At 61.5% G+C, this 18620-nt stretch carries 18 protein-coding genes; 6 read left to right on the plus strand and 12 right to left on the minus strand.

Annotated features, from left to right (window positions below; all coding sequences use genetic code 11):
• Positions 1-2: 2 nt before the first annotated feature.
• Complete coding sequence (locus EN955_RS02520) at positions 3-599, minus strand: histidine phosphatase family protein (RefSeq protein ID WP_024502359.1); 597 nt, start codon at positions 597-599, stop codon at positions 3-5.
• Positions 596-1699 carry a myo-inositol-1-phosphate synthase gene (locus tag EN955_RS02525; RefSeq protein ID WP_013533202.1) on the minus strand — a complete coding sequence of 368 codons (1104 nt, stop codon included), beginning with the start codon at positions 1697-1699 and terminating at the stop codon, positions 596-598. Before EN955_RS02525 ends, EN955_RS02520 begins: the two co-directional genes overlap by 4 nt.
• A 155-nt stretch (positions 1700-1854) precedes the next feature.
• Here EN955_RS02525 and EN955_RS02530 point away from each other — a divergent pair, with 155 nt between their 5' ends.
• Positions 1855-3597 (plus strand): hypothetical protein, encoded by a 1743-nt coding sequence (locus tag EN955_RS02530; RefSeq protein ID WP_024502360.1) that lies wholly within the window; start codon positions 1855-1857, stop codon positions 3595-3597.
• 9 nt (positions 3598-3606) lie between these two features.
• Here EN955_RS02530 and EN955_RS02535 read toward each other — a convergent pair whose 3' ends face one another.
• From EN955_RS02535 to EN955_RS02575, 9 genes are all read right to left on the minus strand, one after another.
• A complete protein-coding gene (locus EN955_RS02535) occupies positions 3607-3792 on the minus strand; it encodes a hypothetical protein (protein WP_013533200.1) in 186 nt (61 codons plus the stop codon).
• 93 nt (positions 3793-3885) lie between these two features.
• Positions 3886-4932, minus strand: coding sequence for a UDP-glucuronic acid decarboxylase family protein (locus tag EN955_RS02540; RefSeq protein ID WP_024502361.1), 1047 nt, complete (start codon positions 4930-4932; stop codon positions 3886-3888).
• A 23-nt stretch (positions 4933-4955) separates the two neighbouring features.
• Entirely contained in the window at positions 4956-6059 is a 1104-nt protein-coding gene (locus EN955_RS02545; RefSeq protein ID WP_024502362.1) for a glycosyltransferase, read from the minus strand.
• The gene (locus tag EN955_RS02550) at positions 6056-7150 is read right to left on the minus strand and encodes a glycosyltransferase (protein ID WP_013533197.1); all 1095 of its coding nucleotides are present in this window, start codon (positions 7148-7150) and stop codon (positions 6056-6058) included. The genes EN955_RS02545 and EN955_RS02550 overlap by 4 nt, the downstream gene beginning before the upstream one ends.
• A complete protein-coding gene (locus EN955_RS02555) occupies positions 7147-8277 on the minus strand; it encodes a glycosyltransferase (RefSeq protein WP_024502363.1) in 1131 nt (376 codons plus the stop codon). Before EN955_RS02555 ends, EN955_RS02550 begins: the two co-directional genes overlap by 4 nt.
• Positions 8278-8279: 2 nt before the next feature.
• On the minus strand, positions 8280-9380 hold the full coding sequence (locus tag EN955_RS02560) for a glycosyltransferase family 4 protein (RefSeq protein WP_024502364.1): 1101 nt from the start codon (positions 9378-9380) through the stop codon (positions 8280-8282).
• Positions 9365-10657 carry a TIGR04295 family B12-binding domain-containing radical SAM protein gene (locus EN955_RS02565; protein WP_024502365.1) on the minus strand — a complete coding sequence of 431 codons (1293 nt, stop codon included), beginning with the start codon at positions 10655-10657 and terminating at the stop codon, positions 9365-9367. Before EN955_RS02565 ends, EN955_RS02560 begins: the two co-directional genes overlap by 16 nt.
• Complete coding sequence (locus EN955_RS02570; protein ID WP_024502366.1) at positions 10654-11727, minus strand: NAD-dependent epimerase/dehydratase family protein; 1074 nt, start codon at positions 11725-11727, stop codon at positions 10654-10656. The genes EN955_RS02565 and EN955_RS02570 overlap by 4 nt, the downstream gene beginning before the upstream one ends.
• A complete protein-coding gene (locus EN955_RS02575) occupies positions 11724-12830 on the minus strand; it encodes an SDR family NAD(P)-dependent oxidoreductase (protein WP_024502367.1) in 1107 nt (368 codons plus the stop codon). Before EN955_RS02575 ends, EN955_RS02570 begins: the two co-directional genes overlap by 4 nt.
• Before the next feature lie 207 nt (positions 12831-13037).
• On the opposite strand from EN955_RS02575, the gene EN955_RS02580 reads away from it, so the two are divergent.
• Positions 13038-13310 carry a hypothetical protein gene (locus EN955_RS02580; protein ID WP_013533191.1) on the plus strand — a complete coding sequence of 91 codons (273 nt, stop codon included), beginning with the start codon at positions 13038-13040 and terminating at the stop codon, positions 13308-13310.
• A 102-nt stretch (positions 13311-13412) separates the two neighbouring features.
• Here the strand turns inward: EN955_RS02580 and EN955_RS02585 are convergent, their stop codons facing one another.
• Positions 13413-14069 (minus strand): response regulator, encoded by a 657-nt coding sequence (locus tag EN955_RS02585; protein ID WP_081714228.1) that lies wholly within the window; start codon positions 14067-14069, stop codon positions 13413-13415.
• 271 nt (positions 14070-14340) lie between these two features.
• On the opposite strand from EN955_RS02585, the gene EN955_RS02590 reads away from it, so the two are divergent.
• The 4 genes from EN955_RS02590 to EN955_RS02605 all read left to right on the plus strand — a co-directional run bounded on the left by EN955_RS02590 (position 14341) and on the right by EN955_RS02605 (position 18606).
• Positions 14341-17451 carry a CheR family methyltransferase gene (locus EN955_RS02590; RefSeq protein ID WP_024502369.1) on the plus strand — a complete coding sequence of 1037 codons (3111 nt, stop codon included), beginning with the start codon at positions 14341-14343 and terminating at the stop codon, positions 17449-17451.
• Positions 17448-17828, plus strand: coding sequence for a response regulator (locus EN955_RS02595; protein WP_024502370.1), 381 nt, complete (start codon positions 17448-17450; stop codon positions 17826-17828). Before EN955_RS02590 ends, EN955_RS02595 begins: the two co-directional genes overlap by 4 nt.
• Positions 17829-18127: 299 nt before the next feature.
• A complete protein-coding gene (locus EN955_RS02600; protein ID WP_013533187.1) occupies positions 18128-18391 on the plus strand; it encodes a hypothetical protein in 264 nt (87 codons plus the stop codon).
• Positions 18388-18606: a hypothetical protein gene (locus tag EN955_RS02605; RefSeq protein WP_013533186.1), complete on the plus strand. Its 219-nt coding sequence runs from the start codon at positions 18388-18390 to the stop codon at positions 18604-18606. Before EN955_RS02600 ends, EN955_RS02605 begins: the two co-directional genes overlap by 4 nt.
• Positions 18607-18620: the final 14 nt, after the last annotated feature.

Below are 18620 nucleotides of genomic sequence, written 5' to 3' on the forward strand. Positions count from 1 at the left end.
CGTCAGGCAACTTCGTTCAATCGGATCAGCTTCGCCCCCCAGTCCCCCGACACGATCGTCGTGATCGAAGCGGGATCGATGTCGAAGCGAAAGCAGTCGCCGGCCGGCAAGCCAAGGACCTTGCAGACGGCGGCCTTGATCACATCGGCGTGGCTGACGAGGGCGACACACTGATTCTGATGCTTCTCGTGGACAGCATTCATCACCGCGACGACGCGCTGCTGGACATCGTGCATGGTCTCGCCACTCGGTGTCCTTGCCACTTGCCGCTGATCATTCCAGGCTCGCCAGCTGGCGTCGCCATTCAGTTCATCGAAAGTCTTTCCCGACCAGTCGCCGAAGTCGATCTCGTCAAGTTCGGCGCAGATCGCGATTTCTCCGACACCGCAGGCGAGCGCAACTGGCAGCGCCGTCTCTCGGGTACGCTCGCGCGGGCTGCACAAGATCGCGACGATGGGCTCCCGGGCCATGCGGCAGCCAAGCTGCGTTGCCTGCGCCTTACCGGCATCGCCGAGGCAAACGCCGTCCATACGGCCTGCCAGATAGGAGCCGACATTTTCGTGTGCCGCATGGCGGATCAGAAAGAAGGTCGTCGTCATTCTGCGGCATCGAGCAAAGGCTCGTCCTTGCCTGCGATAAAAGCGAGCGTGCGCTGCCGCGCTTCGGCGTCGGTGAACTGTTCGGGAGGCGACTTCATGAAATAACTGCAGGGACCGGTCAGCGCGCCGGCTATGCCGCGATCGAGCGCCAGCTTGGCGCAGCGTACCGCATCGATCACCACGCCGGCCGAGTTGGGCGAATCCCAGACCTCCAGCTTGAGCTCGGCATTGAGCGGCACGCCGCCGAAGGTCGTGCCTTCGACCCTTATATAGGCCCACTTGCGATCGGTGAGCCAAGGCACATGGTCGCTCGGGCCGACATGGATGTTGCCCGGCTCCAGGGGAACATCGAACTGGCTGGCCACGGACTGTGTCTTGGAGATTTTCTTCGATTCCAGCCGCTCGCGTTCCAGCATGTTGAGAAAATCGGTGTTGCCGCCGAAATTCAGTTGATAGGTGCGGTCGATGCGTACGCCGCGTTCACGGAAGAGATTGGCTAGCAACCGATGCACGATGGTCGCGCCGACCTGGCTCTTGATGTCGTCGCCGACCAGCGGCAGCCCGCGCTGCTCAAAGCGCCGTCGCCATTCCGGACGTGAGGCGATAAAGACCGGTATGCAATTGACGAAGGCGCAGCCGGCCTCGAGTGCGCATTCGGCATAGAAGCAGGTCGCCTCCTCGGAACCCACCGGCAGGTAGGAAACCAGCACGTCAGCGCTGCTGTCACGCAGGATCTCGGTGACATTGGCAACCGGCTCGGGAGCTTCTTCAATCTCGTCGCGCAAATATTTGCCGATCCCGTCCAGCGTCGGTCCGCGCTCGACGCGAACGCCGGTTGTCATGGCGTCGGCAAAGCGGAACGTGTTGTTGGGGGCGGCGTAGATCGCTTCCGCGACGTCGAGGCCAACCTTGCTCTTGGCGACATCGAATGCGCAGACAATCTCGATGTCGTCGACATGGTAACCGCCGAGGTCGGCATGCATCAGCCCAGGGATTGGTTCGTTGCTTTTAGCGTGACGATAGAACGAGAGGCCCTGCACCAGGGAGGATGCGCAATTGCCGACCCCAACGATACCAACACGAACCTTTTTCGATCCCACGAAACCGCCACCCTATGTTGTTCAAAGGTAAGTTCCTGGCGCCGAACCATCAGCTTGCCGGAATGTTCCTCCGCCCATCGAAAAATTGCGCGAGACAGCATGGATCGAAGCCGCATCCGATGCGTTCCCGCACGGCAAGCATTGGAAACCGATCGATGATCGTCTACGGCGACCACAAGCGGACGCAGGACGCACAACAGCTTCGCGAAGCAGCAGGCGAAATGGCCATAAGACTTGATCGGATGTCTCATGGCATCCGACGCCATGCTGCATTGGTCGGACTGTTCATCAGCGTGTCGGAGCTGGTTCAGGCGCTTGCCGACGTCGATTTCGGAACCGGCGGCATCGACATTTTTTCGCCACGGCAACAGCAAGGCGCCAGGCTGCTGGTCGGACTTGCGGCAGAGGTAGCGAAGTCGTGGCGAAGCGGTTTCAACGTTGGCGGTGGCATCGATCCGGGACTTCTCAAGCTGCTGGCCGGGCTCGACTGTCAGGCCGAGGTTCTGACCGGCTCCGCCGAGGGTTATGCGCATTATGCGCTTTATCCCGAAAGCTATTTGGACGCGGCGCAGAAGTCGGGGCTCGATGCGAACACATGCGTTATCGGTGTCCGCAGCATTGGCCTTGGGCTCGCAGCTATGGTGGCGGCCTCGATTGGCGCGCCGGCGCCATTCAGCGTTCGTCCGATCGGCCATCCCTTCCACAGGCACATCAACGCCGATCCGCGGTCGATCACCGCCTGGAAGAACAATCCATCGGCGCGTTTCGCCGTTGTCGACGAGGGTCCCGGCCTGTCCGGCAGTTCGATGCATGCCGTTGTCGTTTGGCTGCGTGAACTGGATGTCGATACGGACCGCATTCACCTGTTTCCCAGCCATTCAGGCGGCCCGGGCAGCGAAGCGTCGCCGGAGGCTCGGGAAACGTGGTCGCGCTGTCCGAAACATGTGGCGACGGCGTTTGAATCCACCTTCTCCGAAAGCTCGAAAATTCCCACGCTGCGCGATTGGGTGGCCGAGGCGGTCGGCAGGCCGGAATTAAACCTGACCGAACTATCTGGTGGCGAGTGGCGGGCCGCCCACTATGCCGACGAAGGACGCTGGCCGCCGAGCCCACGCGGTACCGAGCGGCGTAAATTCCTGGCGTCCGCAGGGCGTGACCGCTGGCTCGTCAAATTCGCCGGCCTCGGCGAAACCGGACTGCGCAAGAAACGAGCCGCGGCGATGTTGCACGAAGCCGGGTTCGGATCGCAAGTTGTCGCGCTTTGCCATGGCTTTCTGGTTGAACGGTGGATTGATGGCAGCACGATGGATCAGGCGCCGCTGCCCAGGGAAAAACTGATCGCGGAGCTCACAAACTACCTGACCTGGCGTGCGCTCAATCTTCGAACTTGCGAACCGGGTGCATCATTGCTTGCGCTCGCGGAGATGGCTGTTTCCAATGCCTCGGAAGCCTTGGGCGAGAAACGCGCAGCGACGTTGCGCGGTTGGCTCTCGAAACCGACCTCCGCGCATGTGCTGCAGCGCGTTGAAATCGACGGAAAGCTTCAACCGTGGGAGTTTCTCGTTCGTGCAGATGGCACGGTGCTCAAGACAGATGCTGTTGACCACTGCCGGGCACATGATTTGATCGGCTGCCAACCGATTGAGTGGGACATTGCCGGCGCCCGCGTCGAGTATGGACTGTCCGACAGCGATGTGAGGACCTTGGTCGAGGGAATGGAACTTGCCATCGACCGTGACCACATCGGCTTTTTCGAACCATGCTATTTGGCATTCCAACTCGGGCTCTGGAGCACGGCTGCGCAATCCGAAAACGGCGGGGAAAAAACAAGACTGGCCGAGATGGCAGACCGATATAGGATGCCGCTGATACGGTTCCTGGACGAATGCCGGATATGATCGTTCCGATCAGTCCAGCCTTCGCAGCATGTCTGCTTCCTGCTCGAGAATAGTGGCCACTTCCTCGCGCTGCAGATGCGTCATCATCAGGCTGACGCAGCACTCGAGATAGGTAATCGAGGCGCGCCGCAGATAGGCAGCGGTCTCGCGTTCGGCCATCTGGTCGATATCCCTCGAGGGGCGCTTGGGTTGCATGAGGGTGATCCTCCGTATCGGGTCCTCCTGCCAAACCACAAGCCTGGGCGGATGTTCCGCACGATCTCGGGAAAGGTTCGGTACCATCTCGCATCACGCCGGAAGGTTCTGCAGCCCTCCGGGTGCGGGCCTCGCTCTTTTGGCAAAGCCCGTCATCTGATCGCCGATGCGGCTGCCTTCGAGAGCTGCGAAATAATCGATCGTCAGCTTGAGCCCTTCGTTGAGGGGCACCTTCGGCGTCCAGCCGAGCAGCGCTTTTGCACGCGAAATATCGGGCTGCCTGCGCCGAGGATCGTCTTGCGGCAGCGGTAGAAATCTCAGATCCGATTTGGTACCCGTCATCGCCTTCACCAACGCAGCCAGTCGCACGATGGTGAATTCTCCGGGATTGCCCAGATTGACCGGCTTGCCTGGATTGGGATCGATATCCATCAGGCGCCTCAATCCATCGATCTGATCGGAGACATAGCAGAAGGATCGCGTCTGCAAGCCGTCGCCGAAGATCGTCAGGGGACGTTTCTCGAGCGCCTGCATGATCAGGTTCGAGACGATGCGGCCGTCCGCCGGATCCATTCTCGGACCGTAGGTGTTGAAGATGCGCGCGACGCGCACGTCGGCTTTGCCGGCTCTCAGATAGTCGAAGCAAAGCGTTTCGGCGGTGCGTTTGCCCTCGTCGTAGCAGGCGCGCGGACCGGTGCAGTTCACGTGGCCGACATAATCCTCCCTCTGGGGATGCTGTTCCGGATCGCCATACACTTCGCTCGTCGAGGCCTGTAGCAGCCGCGCGTCATATCGGACAGCGAGTTCGAGCAGGTTGAGCGTTCCAATCACGCAGGTTCGCGTGGTGTGGATAGGGTCGGCCTGGTAACGCGGCGGCGAGGCAGCGCATGCCAGGTTGAAGATACGCTCCACGGGCTCGCCGAGATCCAATGGCCGGCAGATATCCTGCTCGATCAACCGGAAACCCGGATGGTCCATGATCGAGATGATGTTCTCCATGCGCCCAGTCAGAAAATTGTCGGCGCAGATCACGCGCCAGCCGTTGCGGAGCAATGCTTCGCAAAGATGCGAACCGAGGAATCCCGCACCGCCGGCAACAAGCACTGCCTTTGCCCTTCGCGCGTTTCGTGTTTGTCGCATCGCCGTTTTCTCCTGTCTGCTGGTCATGCTGCGCTTCCGATGTCGAAATCGAGGGCCGCCGCCCTTGGCTGTGTCAACGCCGCCACGAATTCGCGGGCCCTGGCCGCACCGGTGTGGGATGCGAGGACGCGTTCGCGGGCCCGGCGGGCCATGGCGAGGCGTGTGCGCTCGGACTCGCCGAAAAGGATCTCGACGACATCGTCCGTTTCCCCGGCGGTGTGGATCGCGGAAGCGGGAAAGAAGCTGTCGAGCCCTGGCCAGCGATCGCTGATGATGGGCGTGCCGCAAGCAGCCGCTTCGAACAGGCGCACACTGGGCGACCATCCCGCGGCGATCATTGAACTGCGTGTGACGTTCAGCGTGTAGCGCTGACGGTTGTAGAACGCGGCATGATCGGCGGGCGGCAGATGTTCGATACGTTCGACATTGTCCGGCCAGATGATGTCGGATGGGTATTGCGAACCGGCCACGACGAAACGCCGGTCCCGCATATGCCGTGCGGGCTCGAGCAGCAGCGCGTTCAGCGTTGCCTGCCGGTCGGCACTGTAGGTGCCGAGATAGCCGAGATCCCAGCGGATCGGATCGCCGGTCCGGTGGTGCCGTTCCGGGTCGACCGAGCAGTAGAGCGGTTCGGCGCGGCGCGCACCGAAGTCCTCCACCAGACGGCCAAGCATCGGCCCGCCGGTGAACGAGAAGTAGACGTCGAAGTAAGGAATCTGCCGCCAGCTCAGATAATCGCAATCGTCGGCTGAAAGCTGCGCCACGGTCACCGGCGTGTCGATGTCGTAAAAGCAGAAGCGCCCTTTGCAAAGCGAAGCGACGATGTCGATGACCACGCGCCCTTCCGGCACAAACGAGCCGATGACGACGATGTCGGCCTGCTCCAGGCACCGGGCGTAGTCGCGTTGCAACTCCGCAGTGGTTTCGTAGTAGCGCAAGGCGCAGAAATCCGGATCGCGCAGATCGCGGTGGTTTGCGTACCACGGCACCTCGCGCTCCAGAAAGGTCACGCGGTGGCCGAGTTCGTGCAGACCTTTCAGCAGGCCTCGAAACGTCGTGGCGTGGCCGTTTCCCCAGGACGAGGACAGCGACAGGCCAAGAAAGACGATGTCCAATTGCTTGGTCATTCCGCTGCCTCCACGGTCCCCTGCTCGAAGTGACGTTTGAAGACTGCATCGGCCACGTCCGCCCGCAACGCGTAGGTGTGATCGGCCAGCACGCGGCAAAGTGCGGCCTGGCCGATTGCCTTTGCCCGACTGGAGGTCAGCGAGCACATGATCTCGGCGACATCGCCGCCGTCGCGCGCCACCAGGATCTCCTCGCCTGGCTTCAGGAACAGTTCCACGCCCAGCCACGCATCGGTGATGAGGCAGGCGCCGGCGCCGGCCGCCTCGAAGACACGCGTGGCCGGTGAAAAACCGTTTACGGCCATGCTGTCGCGGCTGATGTTCAGAACCGCCTTGGGTGTGACGTTGAAGGCATTGTGATCGCGGGTGCCGACGTGACCGAGCCAGCCGACATTGGCGGGAAGCGGCTTGTCCCCCCAGCCCGATCCACCGAGCAGAAAACGCTGTTTCGGCAGCTGGCATGCGGGATCGAGGAAAAACGCTTCGACCCGTGCCTCACGATCCGGCAGCCTGTTGCCAAGGAACGCCAGATCGCAAGCGAAACGCGCATTGCTGGTGACCGGATAATGCGTTTGGGGATCGAGCGCATTGTAGATCGGCACGCATTCGTTCGCCCCCATGGCACGGTAGGCCCATACCACGGGGTCGCCGCCTCCATAGGTCAGCACAAGGTCGATTTCTTGCAGGGCGCTATGGAGCGGATGGTCCGGTTCGTCGCGCAACTGGGCAAGGGTTGCCGGAGCGTCCACGTCCCAGAATACCACCAGCGCGTCGCTGCGGGCGTGGTCGAGAACGGCGCGCAGCAGCGCCTCGTCCTCGAAACCGACGCCACTCGCCTTGACGACGATGTCGGCGCTGGCGGCACGTGCCGCGACCTGCATCAGCGCGTGCTGGGTCGCTTCATAAACGACGACAGTGCACCAGTCGGGCGCCTCGATGTCGCGATTCTTCTGCCGGTCGTAGACGTCGGGTTCATAGAAGGTGATTTCGTAGCCCAATTGGGAAAGCGCCTTCAGCAACCCGCGATAGTAAGTCGCGGCACCGTTCCAGTAGGACGACAAAAGACTCGATCCGTAGAATGCCATCTTCATGCGGCGGCTTCCTTTGCGGTGGTGTTGTTGATGGTATGTTCGGTCGTGCATGCCGTGAGCACGCGGAACAGCTCGTCAACGCGGTGCTGGCAGGTATGCCGGGAGCGAATGGTCTCGAGGCCCGAAGTCACCAGGGAAGCCGCGAAATCCGCATCGGCCAATACCGCCCGCAAGTGTTGCCGCATCTGAGAGCCGTTCTCCGCAAACAGGAAGTCGACGCCGGGCCTGAACAACTGCTCGACATCGGACCAGGGTGCTGAAATCAGCGGAATGCCGCAGGCGAGCGCCTCGAACATCCGGATCGTCGGAATTCCAGGCAATCCCTCACGATAGGGGCGCCGTGGGATGTGAACGGTGACACGATGCGCGGCGAACGCCTTCGGCACATCGGCATTGGCGATCCATCCATCATAGCGCAGTCCGGCGGCGGCCAGGTCCGCAAGTGCGGGCTTGGGATAGCGTACGCCATGAACTGTGGCCTCGAGACCGAGATCGTGTACTGGCTCGATCAGAAATTCCTTGAGTTCGGCAGTCCGCTCATCGTCGCCCCAGTTTCCAATCCAGACCAGATCGGACATGGGATGGATCTCTGGGTGCGGCTTGAACAGGCGATCGTCCGCGGCTTCATGCCAGGTGAAGACGCGCTTGCCCCAGCCGGCGCGCAGATAGCTCTCGCGCAAGGTCTCGCCAAAGGCGAGGACGCCGTCATAGTGCTCCAACCGTAGCGCCGAGATTGCCTCGGTCGCCGATACGGCCCGGTGATGGGTGTCATGAAACAGAAGGATGAAGTTGCCGCCAGCGGCCCGGGCACGGCCGATGCGTGCGACAAGCTCCGGATCCGTCCACTCATGAACGATCACAACGTCGGCCTCGGCGATCCAGGCCTCGTGATCGAACCCGGCATTGTAGGTCACCGGCATCAACTCTGGGAAATCCTTGCGGAAGCGTTCGATGGCGAAGGATCCCTTCTCGGCCAACAGGTTCGAACGGCTCCAGCCGTCGGACGGCTCCAGCGCGACTGCCTGGTGCTGGCGCGCGATCAGATCCCGCATGATACCGCGCAGGAAATGGGCATTGCCGTGGTTCCAGTCGGATACGACCGAGTGGGTGTAGAACAAAAAGCGCATGGTCAACGCCCCGCCATAGCCAGGGCCGCCTTGTCGTAGACGCCTCGCATGGCTGCCGCTTGCCTGGCCAGTGTAAACCGGCGGCTCCGTCGCATCGCTGCCTGGCCGAGCTCTCGCCTGAGTTCGGCATCGCTGGAAAGACGATTGAGGCCGGCAGCGAGGTCGTGCGGATTGCGCGCGTCAAAGAACATCGCGGCCCCGTCCCATAGTTCGCGATAGGTTGCGATGTCGGAAAGCACCAGGGGCGTCGCCGACATGGCAGCTTCCAGCGCGGCCAGACCGAATGGCTCATAGATCGACGGCGACACGAAAATGCCGGCGCGCGCCATCAAGGAGCGCACCTCGTGAGACGGCAGTGCTCCCAGAGGAACAGCATAGCTGAAGCTGGTACGCCCGCCGTTCGGACCGTGCATCGAACCGGCGGCAAAGACGGGCCATTGCGTCAGCGACGCGGCCTGGTCGATCACCGCCGCATTCTTCCCCTCGTCCCACCAGCGGGCAGCGGCGAAGACGAGCGGTTGGCGCTTTTCGGCCTTCGGCACCGGACTGGCACTATTTCCCACCACACTCAGACGCGCGATCGGGCCGTAGCAGGTCTCAAGCATGTCGGCGTGGCTGCGGCTCGGCACGATGACTGCGTCGGCCCGATTGAAGCCACGCCTGTTGCGCTCCTTCTGCCAGGCCCATGCGCCATCCACTGCCTGTTTCCTGACGGCGTGGAACCATGTCGTCACGCAGGAATGGGAGACCGCCACGGCTGGGCACGGCGCATCGAATCCCGCCGCCTGCGTCGGCGCGTTGAAATGGACTAGGTCGATGGCGTGGTCGCGCATGGGCGCAAGCAATTCTCGCGGTAGCGCATCCAGGTCGCCGCCGTTGTGGGTCATCCAATCCGGCGGCGTGTTCAACCAGATCAGCGTGGTGAAAGCCTCTGCCTCCGCAGCCTGCTGCCTCGTCGGCTGGGGACCGAGCCCGGCAAGCACCACACTGTCGCCGCCGTTCACAAGTTCCCTTGCCAGATCAAGCGCATAGCGCCATACGCCGCCCACGGCATCGACGGTCATCAGGATGCGCCACGAGCGCGGCGTCAGTGTCCGCAACATGTCGCCTCCAGTTCCGCCAGCGGCCGGGGCCGCTTCTCCTGGATGTCACTGAATTTCTGGAAGGATGCGAGATAGTGGTCATGGGCGCGCTCCCAGGCAAGGTCGTCGGGTTCGCCCCAAAGCTCGCGATAGCTGGGCGAACTCGGATACGGATAAAGCGGAACAGGTTCATTGGCCCATACGCCGTGGTCGATCAGGTGGGTTCGCCAGTGCTCGACCAGGGCGGGATCATCCTCGACCACGCCGATCAGATTGGCTTGAACGAATGGAACGTGACGTCTAGCATCGACGAGCAGCGCGGCAAGTTCCTCGGTGCCCAGCCGGCAGCGCTTGGCCAGCATCGCCCGGCCTTCAACCGTCAGGCTTTCGAGCCCTGCTTCAATGGAGACGCAGCCTGCGGCGCCCAGCAATTCCAGCAGCTCGGGCTTCCACAGATCGATGCGGGTCTGCACGCCGAATTTCACATTGCGATCGACCAAGGCTTCCAGCAACGCTTTTTGCGGCAGGAAGATTTCGTCGATGAAGTAGATGTAGCCGACACCTTGGGCAATCAGCCGATCGATCTCCGCGACCACCGCTTCGTGGTTTCGACGGCGATAGGCATCACGGAAATCGATCTTGGCGCAGAAGCTGCAATTGTAGGGACAGCCGCGCGATGCCTCGACTTCCGCGCCGAACCCGACCTGATTGTCATCGAACCTGTGATGGTGGTGCGAATGGGCTGCGATCCAGTCCGCAGGCCATTCGAGGGGTGGATGATCGACAAACGAGCTGGCGTGGACGCCGCCGTTCGAAACCACCCTGGCATCCCGCAGATAAGCGGTTGAGGGCATTGCGCTCCAATCGTCGCGCCGGGCAAGTTGCTCGACGACTTCTTCGCATTCGCCGCGCACGACGATGTCGACGCCGAGCTTGCGCAAGGTTGGCGCCGGCGTGGCCGAGCCGTGCGGCCCGACGGCGACCGTGCGTCCACCGCGCCCGGCGAGAAGGTTGAGGAAATCGGCCGGCACGCGCAATTCCGGCGGTGCGCAGCGCCAGAACAGATAGGTCGGCGCGGTACTGACGACAGTCATTGCCGGGGCGAAATCGGCCACCCGCTCGCAAAGACCGGAATTGTCGAGCTTCTGCAACTGCCCATCCAGCATCAGCACCTCATGTCCGGCGGCTTCGAGCAGGGCCTTCGAATAGCCGAGTTCCAGCGGCAGATGTGGTTGGCGGCAGCCGAAATAGATGCTGTCATCGTAGGTCCAGAATGGGTTTACCAGAGCGATTTTCATGCGACGTACCTCACGGCTTCGGGGTGAGGCTCGAGCCGGTGGCGCTGCAGCCAGTCGGCCAGGTCGCGGACGCCTTCGCGCCATGAAACCTGGGCCATCCAGCCAAGCGCGGTTTTGATCTTGCGGGTGTCGGCGACGAAGAAGGGCTGGTCGCCGGTGCGTTCGCCATCATGGCGGATTGAAAGCTCATGGCCGGTCAGGCCACGGATCTCGCTCAACAGCGTGCGCAGGCTGAGCGCATTTTCCGGGCCGCCGCCAAGATTGAATGCCTGGCCTTTGGTCGTCTCGATGTGGTCGAGTACGGCCCTGTAGGCGGCGACGGCATCGGAAACATGCAGGATATCGCGCACTTGCCTGCCGTCACCGTAAATGGTGATGGGGCGTCCCGTCAGCGCGCTGAGCAGGAAGTGCGCGACCCAGCCCTGGTCCTCGGTTCCGAACTGGCGCGGTCCATAGATGCAGCTCATCCGCAGCACCGCCGTCGGCATGCCGTAGGATTTGGCGTAGTCGAGCACATACTGGTCCGCCGCGCCTTTGGAGCAACCGTAGGGCGTGCAGAAGTCCAGGCCCCGAGCCTCATCGATGCCGTTCGCTTGGATGACGCTGTCGCAAGGCACATAGCGATCGCCGTCCTCGCGGACCGCGACGTCGGGCAGGCTGCCATAGACCTTGTTGGTGCTGGCGAAGACAACAGGAATACGCTCACCGCTCAGTCGCGCCGCCTCCAGTACGTTGAATGTTCCGCGAAGGTTGATGTCGAAATCCTCGCCCGGCTGGACCAGGCTTGTGGTGACGGCGGTTTGCGCGGCCAGATGGAAAATTGCCTTTGAACCCGTCAGAGCCGGCGCCAAGGCGTTGGCGTCCCGCACGTCGATGGTCTCCACGGTGAGGCGACTGGCGTGTTTTTGTGCCAGCCATTCAAGGTTCTGCTGGACGCCCGGACGGCTGAGATTGTCGATCACCAGCACCGGTTCGCCATCCGACAACAGGCTGTCGGCGAGGTTCGATCCTATGAAGCCGCTGCCGCCGACGATGGCGACCGGCGCGTCGCGTCGATTGCGTGTGTTCATGACACCAGCCCGCGTTCTTCGAGCTCGCGTTTCATGTCGGCGCCGCGGTCGACGGCGGACGTGTTACGCACCCAGGAAACGAAATCGCCGAGCGAATTCTCCAGTTGCCGCACCGGCTCGAAACCGAGCAGCTCACGGGCCTTGGAAATATCGGCGAAGCAGTTGCGGATATCGCCGGAGCGCGCTTTGCCGAGCAGTTCGGGCGAGCGGTTCGGTGTCCCCATGGCCTCGGCCAGCAATCGTGCGACTTCGCTGATCGCGTAGGCTCGGCCGCTGCCGATGTTGATGACATGACCCTTTGCCTGGCGTTGCTGCAGTGCAAGGCGAAAGGCGCGGGCGACGTCATGCACATGGACGAAATCGCGCTTCTGTTCGCCATCCTCGAAGATCATTGGCCGTTGGCCGTTGGCGAGACGCGAAGCGAAGTTGGCCAGCACGCCGGTATAGGGGTTCGACAATGCCTGGCCGGCGCCGAAGACATTGAACAGGCGCAACGCGACAGCATCGATGCCATAGGCTTCGCCGAAGATCAGCACAGCGCGTTCTTGTGCGTATTTTGTCAGCGCATAGATTGAGGCGAGATCGACCGGCTTTTCTTCGTCCGTCGGCAGCGGCGAGAGGGGGGCTCCCTCTGGCGATAGCGGATTCCATTGCCCGCTTTTGATGTCGCTCGCCTTGCGCCGGGCATTGTCGATGCGCCGGCCGTCTGGCGTTGCATAGAGCCCTTCGCCATAGACGCTCATCGACGAGGCGACGACGATCCGTTCGACCGGGTGCTTGATCAGTGCTTCAAGTAGCGTTGCGGTGCCGAGATCATTGGCGCCGACATAGCGCGCGATCTCGTACATCGATTGTCCGACGCCGACTTCCGCCGCCAGGTGAATGACCGCGTCAACACCTTCCAGCGCACTGGCGACCGCCTCCCGGTCTCGGACATCACCCTTGATCAGTTCGGTCCCGGCGGGAAGCGCGACGGCTTCGCCTGCATGCACCTGCTCCAGCAGCGCATCGAGGATGCGAACCGAATAATCCTGCTCGACGAGTTCCTGTGCGACATGCCGGCCGATGAAGCCGCAGCCTCCTGTAACCAATATGCGTTTCACGACGACTCCTCAGACAAGTAACCTCGGCGCCCCGAACTTTTCGGCAAAAGGTTTGTTCCCTTGCTTCAACAAAGTTCCTTTGGCGGACTTCGTTGGGAGCCGGCATCGCGATCACGGCGCGGTGCTGGAACATTGACGCCCTTGTGCTGTTAGGGCGCCCGACAGCCCGCGTGTCCCATGGGGCAACGCCGATCAAAGGAGATTTCAATGTCTCAGTCGCAAACGACCACCGACCACGACGAAATTCGCAAGTGGGCCGAGGAGCGGGACGGCCGGCCGGCAGTGGTGCGCACAAAAGGCGAGGGCGGCATCCTGCGGATCGACTTCGGTGAGCCTGAGGAAGCATTCGAGCCCATCGAATGGGACGAGTTCTTCCGGATATTCGACGAGAACGATCTGGCCTTTCTGTATCAGGCCAAGACCGGGGAGGGGAAAGCCAGCCGTTTCAACAAATTCGTCGAGCGCGATCAGAAGGACTGATGACACAAGCCAAGCGGCTGATCTGTACGGCCCAGTTTTCGAGATGTGGTCAACAATGACGGCCCCGCGGCTTACCACTTCAGCCTGAGAGGGAGGGTAAAACTAATGCATCAGGTTTGCGCCGCGGGTTTTCGCCATCTCTCGCATGATGCCGTTGAGCCAGTTTTCAGTGGATTGACCAAGCTGTCTGCGGTCGACATCCCGGATCGCTTGCTCGAGCGTCCTCTCGACGAGCCGATCCGATGCGTCGACGTCTCCCAGCAAAAGGCGAGCCGCAAGTCGCAGTTTAGGCAAAAGCGCGAAGACATCGTCGGACGGGTCCGGCATGGAACTCGCCCGCCCCGGTGCCTGCGGGGGAAAAAGTGCGTTGAACACCGCCTGGCTGCCCGAGGATTTCCGCAAATTGCTGGCGTAGCGGAGATGATCGGGAATGGCGATGTCGTCATCGCCACTGAAGAACACGAAGGGGATACCCCGGCGCATCAACTCATCGGCGATTGGAAACACACGTCGGCCATTGAGATTGACATCGAGGATTGCAGCTTCGGCCGTTTCGGTATGTTTGGATGCCTGTTCGACGGTTGCGGCGGGCCCGAGAATGATGGCGCCCATATTGCTGAAGAACCGCGCAAGATCTCCCGCCAGCGTCCATTCGTCTTCGACTATCAGAATATGCAGCCCCCGCAGGTCGCGCACATCGTCATCCTTTCTTGCAACGGAGGTTAGCATGCAGCGCATTCGCTTCCCGAATTCTGTCATCCAGGGCCGCCTGCAACCGCTTCGCAAGCATCAGCATGCGATCCGGGACGGGCCCCGCATCGGAATCTGCTAGCGATCCAGGCGCCCCTGACACCACTGGCGCTCGGAGTTTTATGTCAGCAGAGCGTTTCGTCATTGAACCACCATTGATATCGGGTTCAACGTCATCCCTGACGTCTTGTTCCATACGTCTTGCGCGCTATATGGTTGTGTCCTGTTCGATCCGGCCTTGAGGAGACTTCATGTCGGGTCGGCGAAAGGGGGACATGCCGTGACTGCCCGATCGACTAGATTTCCCATCGTTGGCATCGGCGCGTCCGCGGGTGGCATTCCCGCGATGGAAGGCTTGTTCAAAGGCGTTACCAGCCAGCCCGGCATGGCGTTCATCATCATCACGCATCTCAGCCCGAAGCGAGAAAGTCTGTTGCATGAAGTTGTCAGCCGCTACACCGAGATGCCTGTCGTTGTGGCCGAGGATGGCATAGCTGTTGTACCTGACCACGTCTACGTGATGCCACAAAACGTCACTCTGGCGATCGCCAACGGTGTGCTGCGCCTGCGGCGGCCCAACGGGCTTACCCAAGAGCGCAAACCCGTCGACATCTTCTTTAGTGCGCTCGCTGAAGACCAGGGCGAATATGCCGTGGGCGTCATTCTGTCGGGCGGTGATTCCGATGGAACGCTGGGCGCCAAGGCGATCAAGGAGCGGGGTGGCCTCACTGTCGCGCAAGCGCACGACGGCTACGGGCCGCGCAATCCCGACATGCCACAGAGCGCTATTGCCAGCGGGCTCGTCGACGTCGCTGTGCCCGCCGAGGAGATCGGGGCGAAGCTGGAGGCTTTCGCCCGCGGCTTCGACACGCTGGAAGGGCTGGCGGAAGAAGATGGCGACCATACGGCCGACATCGATAAGGTGCGAGAACAGATATACGCCATTCTGCGCAGCCACTCCGGCCACGACTTCTCGGGCTACAAGACCAAGACATTTCTGCGCCGCGTGAAGCGACGCATGCAGATCGCCCAGGTCCATTCCATCAGCGCCTATATAGACTGGCTGAAGAAAGATGCTCGCGAGGTGATGAACCTTTTTCGCGATCTGCTGATCAATGTCACCAACTTCTTTCGCGACCCCGATGCCTTCGAGTTGCTCGAGCGAAAGATCATACCGCAGTTGTTCGAAGGCAAGACCGCCAGCGACACCGTCAGGGTCTGGGTTCCCGGATGCGCCACGGGCGAGGAGGTGTTCTCCATCGGCATCCTGCTGCGCGAACACATGGAGAAGCTTACGGTCGTTCCGCGCGTCCAGATATTTGCCACCGACATAGACGAGCCTGCGCTGGCGGTGGCCCGGGCGGCACGCTATCCCGAAGCCTTGCTGCAAGGGCTTTCACCCGAACGCCGACAGCGGTTCTTCAACGGCGACGGAGAGAGCTATGTCATTAGCAACGAGATACGGGAACTGTGCATCTTCTCGCCGCACAGCGTCATTCGCGATCCGCCTTTCTCGCGCATGGATCTGGTCTCCTGCCGCAATCTGCTGATCTATTTCGGCCCGAGCATCCAGAGCCGTGTCATCCCTGTCTTTCACTATGCATTGAAGCCCGGCGGTTACCTGTTCCTCGGCACCTCCGAAAGCGTTGGGCAGCACGACAATCTGTTTGCCACTGTCGACAAGAAACATCGTCTCTTCCAGGCGCGCGAGCATGCCTCGCCGCATATCAGGCTGCCCGCCTTGATCGGTGAGAGCCGTTCCGGCGTCTTTCCCTCTGAAAGCGCCGGCTTAAGGAAGGGAGCCGCCGGTTATCCGCTGCGCCAGGCTGTCGAGGCGCAGGTGCTGGAGCGCTTCGCTCCGCCGCATGTCCTGGTCAACGCCGAGGGCGATGTCGTCTATTATTCGGCCAGGACCGGCAGATATCTCGAAGCGCCGCAAGGGATTCCCAGCCGGCAGTTGCTGACGATGGCTAGGCGTGGGCTGCGACTGGACCTCCGCGCCGCGTTGCGGGAAGCGACGACGACGCGCCGCACAGTGGTGCGGGAAAACCTCATCGTAGAGGAAGACGACGAACGGGTCCAGCCGATCAAGCTCACGATCGAACCGCTCACCGAACGTGGCAATGGCGAGCCGCTTTATCTCGTCCTGTTCGAACCGTCGGGGCCGACCCAGGCCCGCTCAGAGGAAGACGGCGGCGGCCGTGACAGTGACAGCACCGCCGATCTCGAGCGGGAGCTGCGCGACACCAGGGAGCGCCTGCAATCGACGATCGAGGAATACGAGACCGCGCTGGAGGAGGTCAAATCGTCGAACGAGGAACTCGTCTCCGTCAATGAGGAGGCGCAGTCCACCAATGAGGAACTCGAAGCCTCGAAGGAGGAGATGCAGTCGCTCAACGAGGAGCTCAACACGATCAACGCCGAGTTGACGGCCAAGATAGAGGAGCTCGACCACGTCAACGGCGATCTGCGCAACCTGTTCGAAAGCACCGACATCGCGACCATTTTCCTCGACCGCAGCCTTGTGGTCCGTACCTTCACGCCGGCGGCGTCATCCTTCTTCAGCCTGCGTCCCTCCGATGTCGGCCGGCCGCTGACGGATCTGTCTAGCCAGCTCGACTACCCCGAGTTGAAGCAGCACATCGACAAGGTCTTCGAGACAGGCGAGATCCTGAATCACCATCTGGCACGCGATGCCAGGGGCCTGTTCCACATGGTCCGCATCAATCCCTATCGCGACAAGGGCAACAGGATCCAGGGCGTGGTGGTGACACTTGTCGATGTCACCACTCTGGCACAGGCGGAAGAGCATCAGCAGGTGCTCATCTCGGAACTCAACCATAGGGTCAAGAACATGCTTGCGGTGATCGCCAGCATTGCAAGCCGCACGCGGGAAAGTTCTGATACGAAGGAGGAGTTCGCGGATGCGCTGATCGGCCGCCTGCATGCCATGTCGCGGGCCTACGGCCTGCTGACCCGGGAGAGATGGAAGGAAGCCTCGGTCAGGGAAATGCTCCAGCAGGAGCTCGAACCATTCGGCATCGATCGGATCGAACTCGATGGCAAGGATGTCAAACTAGGTCCGCAACAGGGGCTCTCCCTGAGTATGGCCATCCATGAACTGGCCACCAACGCGGCCAAGTATGGCGCTTTGTCAAAAACCGACGGCAAGGTCAGTGTGCAATGGTCGATCGACGATGACAGTTTCACATTTGGCTGGCGAGAAAAGGACGGCCCTCCTGTCAAGGCGCCGTTGGACAATGGCTTTGGGCTGACCTTGTTGCAGGGTGAAATTGATTACAGGCTGGGCGGCCATGTCGAGACCGCGTTCCACAAGGACGGCCTCAGCGTCCAGATTGCGTTTCCGGCAAACCACAAGGAGGCGCCGTGAGCGACGACAGGCCGCGCGTTCTGGTGGTCGAGGACGAATGGCTGATCGCCGAATACGTCGCGTCTCGCCTGCGTGCGGCGGGTTATCCCGTGATCGGCCCGGTCTCGTCGGTCGCCGCGGCTCGTCAACTTATCGATGCAGGCAAAGTCGACGTGGCGCTGCTGGACATTCAATTGAACGGTGAAACAAGTCTGCCCGTGGCCGAAACACTGTTGGCTCGCGGTATCCCCTTCGCCTTCATGACCGGATTTGGCCCCCGTGACGTTCCCAAACCCTTCCGAAACTGCAAATTCGTGCCGAAGCCGGCAGGCGACGCTGCCCTTCTCAACACCCTGGCCGACCTGGCATCGCTTCGTCCCGACACGCATTCTTCGTGATTTCAGGCAGTGCTGGCCTCGATCGATCCGGTGACTCCGGCCCGCCCGATTTAGGGTTCATTCGACTGTGAACACCTCAGGGACCGCGAAGTGGAACAACTCAAGCCCGTGCGAGTTCGGTAGCCGTGCAGCGTCATCGCTCCCCTCGTTTGATGCTGGACGATCGGGTCCCCCTCAGCCTGATCCGCTCGCGCTTTCTGTTGGAAAGCGCGAGCCTTTAATGATCTCGACGATCATGTTTTTGGACCGGGGTGGGAACAACGTACCGGTTCGGCAGTTCGGCGTGCAGGAGGAACAAAATGCAATTCGCCGAAGAAATCGCGCTCAGGCGCGTAAAAATGCTGGTCGAACAATATGTTGTAGCCAGGAGCAGGAGATATGATTTCGTCTCGACGGAACTTGCCTGCAAAGCCATCCGCCAGGTCGTACGAAGTCCGATTGAAGATGCCGAACTGGACCATCTGCTGGCCAGAAGCGCCGTCAAGCAAGGGCTTTCGGTGCGGTTCGACCGAATAGGTCATTGGCAGGCGGCTTCGCCCGAACTCCAGGAGAAGTCAGCATGAGAGCAGTGCTATTGATGTCGGCGGCATTGCTCGCCTTGGCGGGGTGCAACGATAATGCCGATCCAGCCAAGTCCAAGACGGATACTACGAACAGCCAACCGGTCGACAAGAATCCCACGACCGACACCAACCCGACACCGCAGACCAGCACCGGCGGCGAGCAGCAAGGTACGCAGCCAACCCAGCCGGCATCTCCAAAGCCAAGTGGCGGCTAGGCCAAGTGGCGGCT

The organism is Mesorhizobium sp. M7A.F.Ca.CA.001.04.2.1, assembly GCF_003998485.1.
GTDB classification, from domain to species: Bacteria; Pseudomonadota; Alphaproteobacteria; order Rhizobiales; family Rhizobiaceae; genus Mesorhizobium; species Mesorhizobium ciceri.